We start from the raw sequence: 12,785 nt of genomic DNA on the forward strand, positions 1-12,785 counted from the left end.
CCGTTCAAATAACGTAGAACGATTTGTATTTTTTCATCAGCTGTAAATTTAGCCATAGAAAAACTGCACCTCCAATTGTTAGACTGTGTCTAACAATTGGGGTGCAGTTCATTTCGATGCTCTACTTTTTTAATGTGGTAAGAATATTAATTGATAAGCAAACAAAATTCCAAATACATATACAAGTGGGTGAACAGCACGGAATTTACCTTTTGCCACTTTCATAAGTGGGTATGAAATAAATCCAAGTGCGATACCTGTTGCGATACTTGATGTAAGCGGCATGCTTAAGATTACTAAGAATGCTGGGAATGCTTCATCAAATGAGTCCCAATCGATGTGGCGAACTGAACCCATCATAAGACTACCAACAATAATTAATGATGGTGCAGTAATAGCTGATACACCAGAAACAGCACTTACTAATGGTCCGAAGAATGCTGCTAGTGCGAACAGAACAGCTACTGTAACAGTTGTTAAACCAGTACGACCACCAGCTGCAACACCAGCAGATGATTCAATGTAAGCTGTTGATGGTGTTGTTCCGAACATAGAACCGATTGTTGCTGAAAATGAGTCAGATAGAAGAGCTCGTCCAGCTTTCGGGAGTTTTCCGTCTTTCATAAATCCACCTTGTTGAGCTACCCCAAGTAATGTACCTGTTGTATCAAATAATGTAACAAGGAAGAATGAAAATACAACGCCGTACAATCCGTAGTTAATTACATCAGATACAGCAGTAATTGGATTTGAAACGATAATTCCTTCTGGTAATCCAGGCATTGATGTAACACCGTTTGAGAATGTTAACTGTCCTGTGAAGAAAGCGATAATACCAGTTAATAGCATACCAATAAATAGTGCGCCATTTACATTTAAAGACATAAGAACAATAGTAATTCCAAGCCCAGCCAATGCTAGTAGAACTGGAGCAGAGTGAAGATCACCAAGTCCAACTAAGTTTGCATCATTTTTTGTAACGATACCTGTTAAACGTAAACCGATAAAGGCGATGAAAAGACCGATACCAGCAGTAATTGCATGTTTTAAGTTTTCAGGAATTGCTTCCATTAATTTTGTACGGAAAGATGTGAATGATAACAAAATTAAAATCATACCTGCTACGAATACAGCAGAGAATGCAATTGCGAAAGTCATGCCTTCATGAGCTTTTACAACAGAGTAAGAGAAGTAAGCATTTAATCCCATACCTGGCGCGATTGCGATTGGTAAGTTTGTAAAGATTGCCATAAATAATGTTCCGACAACAGCAGCGATAATTGTTGCTGTAAATGCTTGTTCAAATGGAACACCTGCATCCCCAAGGATGACTGGGTTTACGACAATGATATATGCCATTGTTAAGAAGGTAATAATACCTGCCATAATTTCAGTTTTAATAGAAGTTTTATGTTTTGAAAGGTTAAACATATAAACATCCTTTCTGTTTACGAATAATTTTCACAACAGTTATATATAATATTCGTTTTTTAACTATTTTGCAATAGTTTTGTATAAAAAGTTTACAACAATTCATATTTTGTGTCTTAAATTCGAATATTAATCGTAACTTGATGTGTGAATTTCAGTTTTTATTATGCACATTATAAGGAAAAGGAGTTGAAAGAAGCTATGCCACAGCAAAAAAACTTTGTAACAATGCCAGCGCAACATCAAAATAAACAGCCTGGTATTGAATCATTAATGAATCCACTTCCGCAGTTTGAAGATTCAAATTATAAAGGTAGCGGAAAGTTAAAAGGAAAGAATGTATTAATTACAGGGGGAGATAGTGGGATTGGACGAGCTGTTTCCATCGCTTTTGCGAAAGAGGGAGCAAATATTGCGATTGCTTATTTAGATGAGGAAGAAGATGCTAATGAGACGAAGCAATATGTTGAGAAAGAAGGTGTAAAGTGTGTATTGTTGCCGGGTGATTTAAGTGATGAACAGCATTGTAAAGAGGTTGTTCAAGAGACCGTCCAGCAGCTAGGTAGTTTACAGGTTTTAGTAAATAATGTCGCGCAGCAATATCCGCAGCAAGGGCTAGAGTATATTACAGCAGAACAGCTAGAAAAAACATTTCGTATTAATATTTTTTCTTATTTTCACGTTACGAAAGCAGCCCTTTCTCATTTGAAGAAAGGGGATGTCATTATAAATACGGCATCTATCGTTGCATATGAAGGAAATGAAACGTTAATTGATTATTCCGCAACGAAAGGAGCAATCGTAGCTTTTACAAGATCACTTTCTCAATCGTTAGTCCAAAAAGGGATTCGGGTAAATGGTGTTGCACCAGGACCGATTTGGACACCGCTTATTCCATCGAGCTTTGATGAGAAGAAAGTCTCTCAGTTTGGGAGCAATGTCCCGATGCAACGGCCTGGTCAACCATATGAGTTAGCGCCGGCATACGTATATTTAGCGTCTGGTGATTCTTCTTATGTTACTGGACAAATGATACATGTAAATGGGGGCGTTATTGTAAATGGATAGTTTTCATTTATAAGAGCAAAGTAAAGCTAATTACAATTATTATGGTGAGCGCTAGGGGGGATATAGGTGAAAAGGGTATGTTTCGTTTTACTATTATTTTTCTTCCTACCGGTTAGTGCTTTTGCTGATACAGATCATTTAATATTAGTGAATCTTACGACAAACCAGTTGTCTTTTTTTGAGAATGGAAATTACACAAAAACATTTCCAGTAACGACTGGAAGAGATCGTACACCTACGCCTGAAGGTAATTTTTGTATTATAACGAAATTTAAAAATAAAGAATACCATCGAAAAAAAATAGCTGGGGGTGCACCGAATAACCCTCTCGGTACGAGGTGGCTTGGACTAGATAAGAATGAATATGCGATTCACGGGACGAACCGGGAATGGACGATTGGAAGTAGGGAATCAAATGGCTGTATTCGTATGCATGACAGGGATATACAATGGTTATATGACCGAGTACAATTACAAACAAAAGTAATCATTTCTCGTTTTCATACGAGCCCCGAATATGAAGCGAATAAGCTTGGTTATCGCGTTGTGAGCTGGAATGGTCGAAAAATAGAAAAAGAACAAATTGGAATACTTACGTTAGTAGACCGCGCGGATATATATTGGCAAGAACCAAATGGACAGTTAACAAAGGTAAAAACTGTATTGCCAAATGAAAGATATCCAGTGTACTCAAAACGAAAAGATGGAATATATTATATAGGAAACAATTCGTATATTATAGATGAAACAGGAGAGAAAATTCGTTACGAGCAAATTCCTTCTTCGATTTTAAGTAATATATATAAACGGAAATACAATGTTCCGTAATGGCTACCGTATTATAGACGGTAGCTTATTTATACTTGGAGTTTAACTGCAACTATTGTATTTTGCTGAATATAATACAGTACAGATAGGGGGCGGTTATATTATGAAAAGTGAATTTGCGTTTAAAGTTTTCTTAGTAACGACCTGTTTATTTATCGTGTATTTATATGCGTTTCTCGTCTTTTCTTTTTATGTTCCATATGTTGATTTAATATTATTCTTCGGATTTATTTGGGCGTTTGTGAAAGCGAGGGAAGGAGAGAAGAGTATATATCGGCGCATTACTTTATGCGGGACGGCCGTTCTCGTTATTTTGTACTTTTTTATTATGCATGATTTTTGGAGAGGGATGTAAAAAAGCATACGATTAATCGTATGCTTTTTATGTTTAATATTTAGGCTTAAATGTATGACAACAAGTCTCTACACTCGTTGCTACAGAACTTTCTAGCGTCTCGTTTGTTAAAACAGCAGCTGTATATGAATCATTTTCAGTTTGACCAGTTTCATCTGCATCAGGCTGAACGATGATCGCACTTGCTTGACAAAAGTTACCTTGTCCCCAAAAAGAACAGTTGGAAACAGAACATCTTACTTCTGGCATAAAACCCCCTCCTTATACATTAGTGTGGGATTTTACGCCCATTTCATGTGTAGAAGGAGTTTCCTTTTCTCGTTACTTTTTCGTTTGCTCAAGCCATTCTTTTAATTTGTCTTTCGGCTGTTCACCACTAATACGGCTCACTTCTTTGCCATCTTTAAAATGAATGATTGTTGGTGTACCTTGAATTTTATATTCATCCCAAGGAGCATCTAATTTTTCAATATCCATAACTTTCATATCAACGTTCAAGTCTTTAGCCATTGGCACTACGACAGGAGATAATTTTTGGCAATGAACGCAAGATGTTTGATAAAAGTATACTGTTTCTTCTTTTTTCTCTTTTAAGTTCTTTTGAAGATCTGAAAGAGAGATTTTATTTGTGTAGTAGTCAGGACCATCTGTTTGACTACCAGTAGCATTATCAATTTTTTGGCTAGTTGAAGCTTTTTTTTCTTCCATTTGTGTTACAGCGAAAATTGCCGCAAACAAGGCGATAATAATACCACCAAATATAAGCATTTTTTTCATTCTTTCATCTCCTTATTTGTTTTTGATGACAATAAAGCTACAAACAGCGATTGTAATAAAGCCGATAAGTGCTAAAAACGGGATTGTCACAAAGCCGAACCAGTTTATGTATTCTCCCGTACATGGTACACGTCCACAAGCTGCCCCAGCAGCTGAAAATGCTGCGACTTTTTGAATTGCATAGTGATATAAAGAAATACAAGCACCAATAGTTGCGATTGGTAAAGAATAAGTTGCGATGCGATAGTCTTTCTTTGCTACAGCGATACCGAGCCATAAAACGAATGGATACATAAAAATACGTTGATACCAACAAAGAACACAAGGCTCAAATTTCATGATTTCGGAAAAATAAAGACTTCCCAGTGTAGCGATAAAAGAAGCTCCCCATGCGGTAAGTAAAGCATATTCTTGCTTTTTTTCTCGTCCCATATTTTATACCTCTCTTATAATAGTTACATACTAAATTATAGTATGAAGTGGTATGGAAAAGAAAGAAAAAATATGTTTATCAATAAAAGTTTTATAAGGAGAAACTTTTATTGATATAAACATTTTAAAAAAGCGCCATTCTCCGGAAGAGAATAGCGCTATATTTTACATTTGAATTTGTTCTACTTCTTCTACATGCGACTTTTGGGATGCATGGTCAATATATTGAAATAGGAGCTGCAATTGTTTATCAACTTCTGGGAGTTCTTTACTGTATTGATAAGCGTGTAAAAAATGCTCAATACGCTTAGAAAATAATTGATCGTTCGTTTGAACCATGAGAACGAGTAATTTATCCCAATTACAGCAATACGTGTAATAGAGAGCTTTATCATAGTCGTTATATGTTTGCACTGTGTACCCTCCTTACCGAGAGTTATATATAGTGTGTGATAAGTAAGGAGAAATACACTTGAAAGAATTTGTTAAGAAAAAAAGTGAATGAAAAGAAAAAACGAGGAGTTTCCTCGTTTTTTAAGCTTTTGGCATTGGCGTAGGTGTTGGTTTACCATAGCCTTCTTTGTATTTATTATCGATATAGTTACGAATTTCAAGCGTTGATTTTCCTTTTTGTTTCATGGAAGCAGATTCAACTGCGATTTCTAGGCAATTGACGCAAGTCGTTGCATGGGAGTCCCAAACAACTTCACCATTCTTTTTAATTTCACGAATAAAGCAGTTTTTATTATTTTTATGTCCTACACTTTCACCGCAACCACAATAGCATGGAATCCAATCTAATAGCTCTGCATTTTGTCCAGCGACAGTGTAGATATCTTTCATTTGTGGATCAAGCTTATCTAGGAAGGTAGGAAGTGTGTCGACTCCTTTTGTTTTCTCTTGAATGTCAGCTTGCTGAGTGTGCGATGCGTGGTCATGTTCTTCTTTTTTTGATTCGGAAGATTTTTGGTCATTTGTACCAGTACTTCCGCATCCAGCAAGAATTAAGCTCAGTACTGCAAGTAAAGAAAATACATACTTTTTCATTCGCTTGTCCCCTTTACAAATGTATTAATCAAATTGTATCAGAGATTACGGTGTATCGGTTGAAGATTTTTTTGACTGATTTTTGAAGCGCCATCTTAGCGAATGGAATAGAAATAAAAGTGGGATATAAGCGTATACAATATACAATCCCGCTTGAGATAGTACAGTATTTAATGCGTTGATACTTTCCCGATTTTTAAAAAATAAAGAAGCTGTAAAAACGATGAAAATAAAAAATGGTAGTGTAAATTTAAATGAAATATGAAAGGAACGCTTCATCGTTTGACATGATGACCAAATAGTTAAACAAAGATTCGGCAAAATTATTAAAAACCAAACAAAAATAATAATATATTCGAACCGCTGAATAAAAGGAACTTTAATTATTTTTAACATCGTTAAAGTAGGCCAAATAGTGTGATTCAATTGTCCTTCACTATAATACATAAATGATACAATAGCTAAAACTACATAAATTAGAGTGCTAAAAACAATCCCTGCGTGAGCCCATCTTTTTAAAGATTTTCCTTTTTCAATAAAGGGATAGAAGATAAGAATTGTTTCAAATCCGAGAAATTCTAATGCAGATTGTTTTGCTGACACAAGTATGTCGAAAGGGGAATGTGTAAAAATAGGTAAAATATTACGAAAATGTGCATACTTCATCGGATAGACTAAAAAGAATACAACGAACATAGGAAGAACAATACCCCAAAAACATATCCCTGTCACAGAACGGAAGCCACCTTTTATAATGTAGTAAGTGACTAACAAAAACATAAGCGTAAGTTTCCATAACTTAATGGTAGGAAAGATCCAAACTTGTATTACTTCCATATATGTACGAAGAACAGTAAGGCAAAATAATAAGCAATAAAGAGTGAAAATTACAGAAAATATAGAGCCAATCCATTTTCCAAAGGTTGTTGTATGAATGCTAATTAAATCTCCGTCTTTTTCAAGCATTTTTAACATACAAAACAGTACAATATGAGTTGCAATACCTGCAATAATAAGAGAAATCCAAGCATCATAACCTGCATTTTTCAAAATTACACGTTGATATCCGAGAATTCCTATTCCGATTTGGAGAGAATGCAATAAAATAAATGCAAAATATGGAGAGACAGTTTTTGTTTTATTCATTGTATTCATTGCTCATTTCACCTCACTATTCCCCGATTCCAGATTGTACAATATTAAGATCTAAATTTATATCCACCGCTACGTTTTGATACATATTTCGAATTTGTTTTATATTCCATTTTCTCGTATGGCTTCTAATTTCATCTCGTATTCCTAAAGGATCAATTTTCTTTTCTTGAAATTGTTTTATTAAATCTTCACAGTCTTTTTCAACATTTCGTTCAATTTGTTTTTTTATATAGTTGATATTTGTTTTTTTTCTTAGATCAATCCAATTTGGAGAGTTTTTAATTAATCCATTTAATTTTAAATGGATTTTTACTTTTGGTATGTCGCCAGTTTGATCTATATCATACTTATTTTCCCCAGCTAAGTTTTGTATAACAACCATACCTTTATGTTTATCCTTTGTTATCGCTGCTTCGTAACGTCCATTTTTCGTAGGGTTAATAAGTAATTTTGCTAAAACAGAATGTCTTTTATCCGTATACATAACGACTTTATCGCCTTTTAAAAAAGCAAGTCCTTTGACAGCGACGGAATGATTATCGTCCATTTTAAGATAAGGGACATAGGCATCACATACAGAAGAGTAGTAATTATATAAAAAAATGTCTAATGCGGTTTGTGGAATATTCTCATTTCGGATATTTTGTTCAAGTAAATCAGCAATGTATAAAGATCCATTTTTTTTTCCGTAATTTAAAAGTTCCTCAGCTGATCCATCTACAATTGCTAGTTGTACATCGCGCCCGATATTTGGGTCACGTTGTAAGTTAGTAATAATCTCTCCCATTCCACGTTCTCCTAGAGCCTTTCCAAATAGGACGACACGCATTTGACCTACAACGACATTGTGAGGTGATTTTGCATTTAATCGTGAAGCGATTGTCTCAAGTGAACGGGCAGATGTTGATTGAGTTTCTGGTTTAGACTTTACACCATGTGTGTACTCTGGGAAGAGAATAGTTCCTTGGAATCTTTTGTTTTTTGTGATGTCAAATCCAGCGACATGAATAATACGCTGCGTATCCACTATATACGTTTGTGTACAGCCAGTTTGTAAAATGAAGAAGATAATGATAATAAGGTGCAATAAAATTTTCTTCATTCATTCTCACCATCACGTTTTTGCTTCGATTTGTTTGGATTATATCGCCATTTTGATTTTGGTCTAAGAAAAGAAGGTCTTTGTGCCGTTTGACTAAATGGTAATCGAAGAAAACCTTCTGCTGTACCTAAACCACGAAATGGATATAAAGGTAACAAATAAGGTGATCCAAGCGATTTTAATTTAATTAAATGAGCTAAAATAAATACAAATCCGACAGCGAGGCCTAATCCTCCGAATGCACCGGCTAAAAGAATAAGCGGAAAGCGTAACAACCGGATAGTAGAAGACATCTTTACTGTTGGTGTTGTGAAAGATGCAAGAGCGGATAAAGCAACTGCAATTAATAAAATTGTACTTGTCAAAGCCGCTTCAACAGATGCTTGGCCAATTACAATCCCCCCAACAATCCCGATTGTTTGTCCGACTTTTGTCGGTAAACGCGCTCCAGCTTCACGGAGCAATTCAATTGTAATTTCTAAAAAGAGTGCTTCTAGAATAGGAGGGAAAGGTACGTTAGCTCTCGAGAAAATAATAGGACCTAGTAAATCGGCAGGGATCATTTGATAATGATATGTTAAAGCCGCTGTATAAATAGCGGAGGAAAAAAGAGAAAATATAGCTCCGAAAAAACGAATAATACGAAAGAACGATCCAATCATCCACGGTAAATAATAATCTTCTGGTGAAATGAAAAAATCCAGTAACGTTGTTGGTCCTGATAAAGCATATGGAGAGCCATCTGTTAAGATTAAAACTTCCCCATTAATTAATGCAAATACAGCTCGATCTAATCGTTCTGTAGGTAATAGAACAGGAAAAGGTGAATTGCTATTATCACTAATAAATTGCTCAATCATAGTTGAATCAAATGGGACATCAAAGTCAATGTCTTCTAGCCGTTGAATTGCGGTGTTGACAAATTGTTCATTTGTAATTCCTTCTATATAAGCAACTGCTACTTTCGTTTTTGATATAGATCCGACGGTAACTTCTTTAAAAATGAGTTGCTCTGTTACGATATTTCGGCGCAATAAGTGGATATTTGTATCAAGATTTTCAACGAAACCGATTTTAGGCCCGATTACACTATACTCATTTTCTGTATCGTTATATAATCGTTTTCCTAAAACAGTACTTTCGGCACGAATTAAAGCATATTGATCAGGATTCGCATTGTTTTTTAATCGTATTAAAATATATCCACCTAATAATTTTTCACGAATATCATCAATAGAAGGGGAGGTAATAATGTCTTCAATAGAGATGATATTACATAAATCAGAGATGTTTTGAATTTGTTCCGATTCCTTTTTTATAGGAGTTAAAATGAATTGTTTAATAATAAGTGCTTCCACGACAGATTTATAATAAAACAAGCACAACGTTTCATCTTTAAGTATGTTATAAGAGACAAAATCGCTTGATTCTTTCATGGTTTGTATAAATTCTGGAATAGAACAAAGTGTTTTTGTATTAGTCTTTTTTGATTTCTTAGATGATAAACCGAACATTTTCTCACCCCTAACATACGTCATTTACTTGTGTTAGTTTTTGGGAAAGACGGAAATTTATACTTCAAAGTTGAAAGTTTATAAAGAAAAGGAAGAGTAGTGAATACCTCTTCCTTTTTAGCGTGTTAATTTGTTTTCTTTTCTTTAATAGACTTCACTAATTTCAACATTTCCGCTCTTATATCTTCTCTTTTTACATTTAATTTTTCGGCAATTTGTTTAATGTCCATTCCATCTTTTTTCATTTTTAATACATCATCAAGAGGGGTATTGCTTTTTTGAGAGATGATTGTTAACACAGTAAGATGACGCAATTTGATGTTATATTCTTTCATTTTTTGTTTTAGCTGATCCGGTGTGGATTTTTGCATAGTTGCTAACTGTTGTAGCAGTGCTTGCTTTGTTTCTTTACTCATATGATGCTTTTTCAGCTTACTTGGATCTACACCGAAATGCTCGGCTGTTTTCTCCCAAGATTTATTTTGCTTATAGTAAGATAAAACACCTTTTATTTCTTGTTTACTGATTCTTGCAATATGAGCAGCTTTCCAAATTTCATGTTTGTTATAGCCGAGTTTTTCTAGCGACTGCATTTCTTCTTCTGAAATTGGTTTATGGTGATGCATTGTTACTTCTTTTGGTGTGGCAGCGGACGTAGGGAAGGTGGATATCCCACATAATAATGCTGCCATAGTCATACTTACCGCGATTTTTTTGTACATGTAAACTCCTCCTAGATGGATAGTGTGGAAAACTGTACACATATCATTTCCATAAAATGTGAAATACTTGTGAACAAGTTAAGTTTTTTTATTCACAGCATGGAATGACGTTTTTAGAAGTTTTCCAACATAAAACATTGATTAATAGTAAAAAACTAAGGTATAATCGAAATTGAAAATCAATATCAATACTGACGATAAACTTATACATATAGATAAAAATAAGGGAGAGATAAATATGACTACATATACTTCCATCGCTAATGTGATTAAAGAAAGGCGCTCTGTTCGTACATTTACAGACAAAGCAGTAGAAAAAGATTTATTAATTGAACTATTAAATGATGCAACATGGGCACCAAATCATAAGCACCGTGAACCATGGAATTGTAAACTATACATCGGAGAAGGCCGCAAGAAATTAGTAGATGCAGTATTAAACTCTTTCACAGAAGAAGAAAGAGCGAAACGCGGTAAAATTTTATCAGATCGTTTTTTAAGCACGCCTGCACAAATCGTTGTATATATAAATGAAGATCCGCGTCAAATTCAACGTGATGAAGATTATGCTGCAACATGTGCATTCATGCAAAACTTCCAACTTCTTGCTTGGGAACGCGGATTAGGTTGCGTTTGGAAATCAGGCGGATTAAACTACAATCCATTATTTATAGAAGGAATCGGTTTAACAAGAGGCCAACGTATCGTTGGAATTCTTCATATCGGCTATTTCGATAAAGCACCAGAAGGAAAAGCTCGTACTCCAATTATGGAGAAGATGGAGATTATTGAAGGTTAATAGATGAGACATTCTCGTTTTTACGAGGGTGTCTTTTTATTATGCAATCAATCCTCATGAAAGCTTGTTCTTCATCATACACTTTCTTAAGGGAAAGTGTAAGGAGGGAAAATAATGAGAGCAAGTGACGATAAAGCACTGCAATATGCGATTGCGGAAATTACGGAAATTGCGACTGGATTTGGGCTTGATTTTTATCCGATGCGTTATGAAATATGTCCAGCGGAAATTATTTATACATTTGGTGCATATGGGATGCCGACAAGGTTTTCACATTGGAGTTTTGGAAAACAATTTTTCAGAATGAAATTACAATACGATTTAGGACTTAGTAAAATATACGAACTCGTTATTAACTCTGATCCATGTTACGCCTTTTTATTAGATACGAACTCTTTAATTCAAAACAAATTAATTGTAGCGCACGTTTTAGCGCACTGTGATTTCTTTAAAAATAATATTCGTTTTTCAAATACGAAGCGAGATATGGTAGAAAGTATGTCAGCGACAGCTGAACGGGTGAAAGCATATGAGCATAAGTACGGAAAAGAAGAAGTAGAAACATTTTTAGATGCCGTACTTGCCATTCAAGAGCACATTGACCCGTCGCTCATGCGTCCCAAACTTGCGTGGAGTATTGATGATTTAGAAGAAGTAGAAAAGAAAAAGGTATCACAATACGATGATCTATGGAATTTAGATGATCGAAACAAAAAGAGAGAACGATCCAATATACGCAAAAAGAAGAAGATCCCACCGCAACCAGAGAAAGACTTGCTCCTCTTTATTGAAGAATATAGCCGTGAACTAGAAGATTGGCAGCGTGATATATTAACGATGATGCGTGAAGAAATGTTATATTTCTGGCCGCAGCTTGAAACGAAAATCATGAACGAAGGCTGGGCATCCTACTGGCATCAACGCATACTTCGCGAAATGGACTTAACCTCTGATGAAGCAATTGAATTTGCGAAATTAAATGCAGGTGTTGTACAGCCATCAAAAACAAGCATTAATCCATACTACCTCGGTATTAAAATGTTTGAAGATATTGAAGAACGTTACAACAATCCAACAGAAGAAATGAAACGACGAGGCGTAAAACCAGGATCTGGCCGTGACAAAATGTTTGAAGTACGCGAAATTGAATGGGACGTATCGTTCCTAAGAAACTACTTAAATAAAGATCTTGTTATGCGAGAAGATATGTACTTATTCCAGCGCCAAGGAAAAGAATATAAAGTAATAGATAAAGAATGGGAAAATGTGCGTGATCAACTCGTAAATATGCGGACAAATGGTGGGTTCCCGTATTTAGTAGTAGAAGATGGAGACTACTTAAAGAACGGAGAATTATACATTAAACATAGTTACGAAGGAATCGAGCTCGATTTAAAATATTTAGAAAAAGTATTGCCATATCTTCATCAGCTATGGGGAAGAACGGTGCATATGGAGTCCATCGTGGAGAGTAAGGGCGTTGTGTTTTCTTATGATGGGAAGATGGTGCATCGGAAGTATGTGTGAGGGGAAGAACGGACATAGGATACTGTGT

The 12,785-nt window shown here is 35.2% G+C and carries 15 protein-coding genes; 5 read left to right on the forward strand and 10 right to left on the reverse strand.

Annotation, left to right across the window (positions count from 1 at the left end):
• Window positions 1-129 precede the first annotated feature (129 nt).
• Window positions 130-1,431 carry an NCS2 family permease gene (locus ACS2FK_RS04855; protein ID WP_000482716.1) on the reverse strand — a complete coding sequence of 434 codons (1,302 nt, stop codon included), beginning with the start codon at window positions 1,429-1,431 and terminating at the stop codon, window positions 130-132.
• A 201-nt stretch (window positions 1,432-1,632) separates the two neighbouring features.
• Between ACS2FK_RS04855 and ACS2FK_RS04860 the strand changes: the two genes are divergently transcribed.
• The 3 genes from ACS2FK_RS04860 to ACS2FK_RS04870 all read left to right on the forward strand — a co-directional run bounded on the left by ACS2FK_RS04860 (window position 1,633) and on the right by ACS2FK_RS04870 (window position 3,682).
• Window positions 1,633-2,499, forward strand: coding sequence for an SDR family oxidoreductase (locus ACS2FK_RS04860; RefSeq protein WP_063546498.1), 867 nt, complete (start codon window positions 1,633-1,635; stop codon window positions 2,497-2,499).
• Window positions 2,500-2,565: 66 nt separating this feature from the next.
• Window positions 2,566-3,327, forward strand: a complete 762-nt coding sequence (locus ACS2FK_RS04865; RefSeq protein WP_000831960.1) for a L,D-transpeptidase — start codon at window positions 2,566-2,568, stop codon at window positions 3,325-3,327.
• A 103-nt stretch (window positions 3,328-3,430) separates the two neighbouring features.
• Complete coding sequence (locus tag ACS2FK_RS04870; protein ID WP_000834195.1) at window positions 3,431-3,682, forward strand: hypothetical protein; 252 nt, start codon at window positions 3,431-3,433, stop codon at window positions 3,680-3,682.
• Window positions 3,683-3,715: 33 nt separating this feature from the next.
• Here ACS2FK_RS04870 and ACS2FK_RS04875 read toward each other — a convergent pair whose 3' ends face one another.
• The 9 genes from ACS2FK_RS04875 to ACS2FK_RS04915 all read right to left on the reverse strand — a co-directional run bounded on the left by ACS2FK_RS04875 (window position 3,716) and on the right by ACS2FK_RS04915 (window position 10,431).
• On the reverse strand, window positions 3,716-3,931 hold the full coding sequence (locus ACS2FK_RS04875) for a DUF1540 domain-containing protein (RefSeq protein WP_001115481.1): 216 nt from the start codon (window positions 3,929-3,931) through the stop codon (window positions 3,716-3,718).
• 72 nt (window positions 3,932-4,003) lie between these two features.
• Window positions 4,004-4,459 carry a thioredoxin family protein gene (locus tag ACS2FK_RS04880; RefSeq protein ID WP_016082775.1) on the reverse strand — a complete coding sequence of 152 codons (456 nt, stop codon included), beginning with the start codon at window positions 4,457-4,459 and terminating at the stop codon, window positions 4,004-4,006.
• A 12-nt stretch (window positions 4,460-4,471) separates the two neighbouring features.
• On the reverse strand, window positions 4,472-4,891 hold the full coding sequence (locus ACS2FK_RS04885; protein ID WP_000532267.1) for a disulfide formation protein C: 420 nt from the start codon (window positions 4,889-4,891) through the stop codon (window positions 4,472-4,474).
• A 165-nt stretch (window positions 4,892-5,056) separates the two neighbouring features.
• A complete protein-coding gene (locus ACS2FK_RS04890) occupies window positions 5,057-5,305 on the reverse strand; it encodes a YhdB family protein (protein ID WP_001195459.1) in 249 nt (82 codons plus the stop codon).
• Between the two features lie 120 nt (window positions 5,306-5,425).
• A complete protein-coding gene (locus ACS2FK_RS04895) occupies window positions 5,426-5,938 on the reverse strand; it encodes a PCYCGC domain-containing protein (RefSeq protein ID WP_000761026.1) in 513 nt (170 codons plus the stop codon).
• Between the two features lie 45 nt (window positions 5,939-5,983).
• A complete protein-coding gene (locus tag ACS2FK_RS04900) occupies window positions 5,984-7,093 on the reverse strand; it encodes a GerAB/ArcD/ProY family transporter (protein WP_001095035.1) in 1,110 nt (369 codons plus the stop codon).
• A 16-nt stretch (window positions 7,094-7,109) separates the two neighbouring features.
• Window positions 7,110-8,195, reverse strand: a complete 1,086-nt coding sequence (locus ACS2FK_RS04905; RefSeq protein ID WP_000722252.1) for a Ger(x)C family spore germination protein — start codon at window positions 8,193-8,195, stop codon at window positions 7,110-7,112.
• Window positions 8,192-9,709, reverse strand: a complete 1,518-nt coding sequence (locus tag ACS2FK_RS04910) for a spore germination protein (protein WP_000467487.1) — start codon at window positions 9,707-9,709, stop codon at window positions 8,192-8,194. Before ACS2FK_RS04910 ends, ACS2FK_RS04905 begins: the two co-directional genes overlap by 4 nt.
• Before the next feature lie 125 nt (window positions 9,710-9,834).
• Window positions 9,835-10,431, reverse strand: coding sequence for a hypothetical protein (locus ACS2FK_RS04915; protein ID WP_000276982.1), 597 nt, complete (start codon window positions 10,429-10,431; stop codon window positions 9,835-9,837).
• Window positions 10,432-10,669: 238 nt separating this feature from the next.
• On the opposite strand from ACS2FK_RS04915, the gene ACS2FK_RS04920 reads away from it, so the two are divergent.
• Together ACS2FK_RS04920 and spoVR are read left to right on the forward strand one after the other, a co-directional pair.
• Window positions 10,670-11,230, forward strand: a complete 561-nt coding sequence (locus tag ACS2FK_RS04920; RefSeq protein WP_000214818.1) for a nitroreductase family protein — start codon at window positions 10,670-10,672, stop codon at window positions 11,228-11,230.
• Window positions 11,231-11,344: 114 nt separating this feature from the next.
• Window positions 11,345-12,757 (forward strand): stage V sporulation protein SpoVR, encoded by a 1,413-nt coding sequence (gene spoVR / locus ACS2FK_RS04925; protein ID WP_001202719.1) that lies wholly within the window; start codon window positions 11,345-11,347, stop codon window positions 12,755-12,757.
• The last annotated feature ends 28 nt before the right edge of the window (window positions 12,758-12,785 follow it).

It is taken from the genome of Bacillus cereus group sp. BceL220, assembly GCF_051776965.1.
Taxonomy (GTDB): Bacteria; Bacillota; Bacilli; order Bacillales; family Bacillaceae_G; genus Bacillus_A; species Bacillus_A cereus.

Excerpts from the sequence above, each read along its gene's own strand:
- ACS2FK_RS04855 (WP_000482716.1), bottom strand. The coding sequence starts at position 1,431 with ATGTTTAACCTTTCAAAACATAAAACTTCTATTAAAACTGAAATTATG.
- ACS2FK_RS04860 (WP_063546498.1), top strand. The coding sequence starts at position 1,633 with ATGCCACAGCAAAAAAACTTTGTAACAATGCCAGCGCAACATCAAAAT.
- ACS2FK_RS04870 (WP_000834195.1), top strand. The coding sequence starts at position 3,431 with ATGAAAAGTGAATTTGCGTTTAAAGTTTTCTTAGTAACGACCTGTTTA.
- ACS2FK_RS04875 (WP_001115481.1), bottom strand. The coding sequence starts at position 3,931 with ATGCCAGAAGTAAGATGTTCTGTTTCCAACTGTTCTTTTTGGGGACAA.
- ACS2FK_RS04880 (WP_016082775.1), bottom strand. The coding sequence starts at position 4,459 with ATGAAAAAAATGCTTATATTTGGTGGTATTATTATCGCCTTGTTTGCG.
- ACS2FK_RS04885 (WP_000532267.1), bottom strand. The coding sequence starts at position 4,891 with ATGGGACGAGAAAAAAAGCAAGAATATGCTTTACTTACCGCATGGGGA.
- ACS2FK_RS04895 (WP_000761026.1), bottom strand. The coding sequence starts at position 5,938 with ATGAAAAAGTATGTATTTTCTTTACTTGCAGTACTGAGCTTAATTCTT.
- ACS2FK_RS04900 (WP_001095035.1), bottom strand. The coding sequence starts at position 7,093 with ATGAATACAATGAATAAAACAAAAACTGTCTCTCCATATTTTGCATTT.
- ACS2FK_RS04905 (WP_000722252.1), bottom strand. The coding sequence starts at position 8,195 with ATGAAGAAAATTTTATTGCACCTTATTATCATTATCTTCTTCATTTTA.
- ACS2FK_RS04910 (WP_000467487.1), bottom strand. The coding sequence starts at position 9,709 with ATGTTCGGTTTATCATCTAAGAAATCAAAAAAGACTAATACAAAAACA.
- ACS2FK_RS04915 (WP_000276982.1), bottom strand. The coding sequence starts at position 10,431 with ATGTACAAAAAAATCGCGGTAAGTATGACTATGGCAGCATTATTATGT.
- ACS2FK_RS04920 (WP_000214818.1), top strand. The coding sequence starts at position 10,670 with ATGACTACATATACTTCCATCGCTAATGTGATTAAAGAAAGGCGCTCT.
- spoVR (WP_001202719.1), top strand. The coding sequence starts at position 11,345 with ATGAGAGCAAGTGACGATAAAGCACTGCAATATGCGATTGCGGAAATT.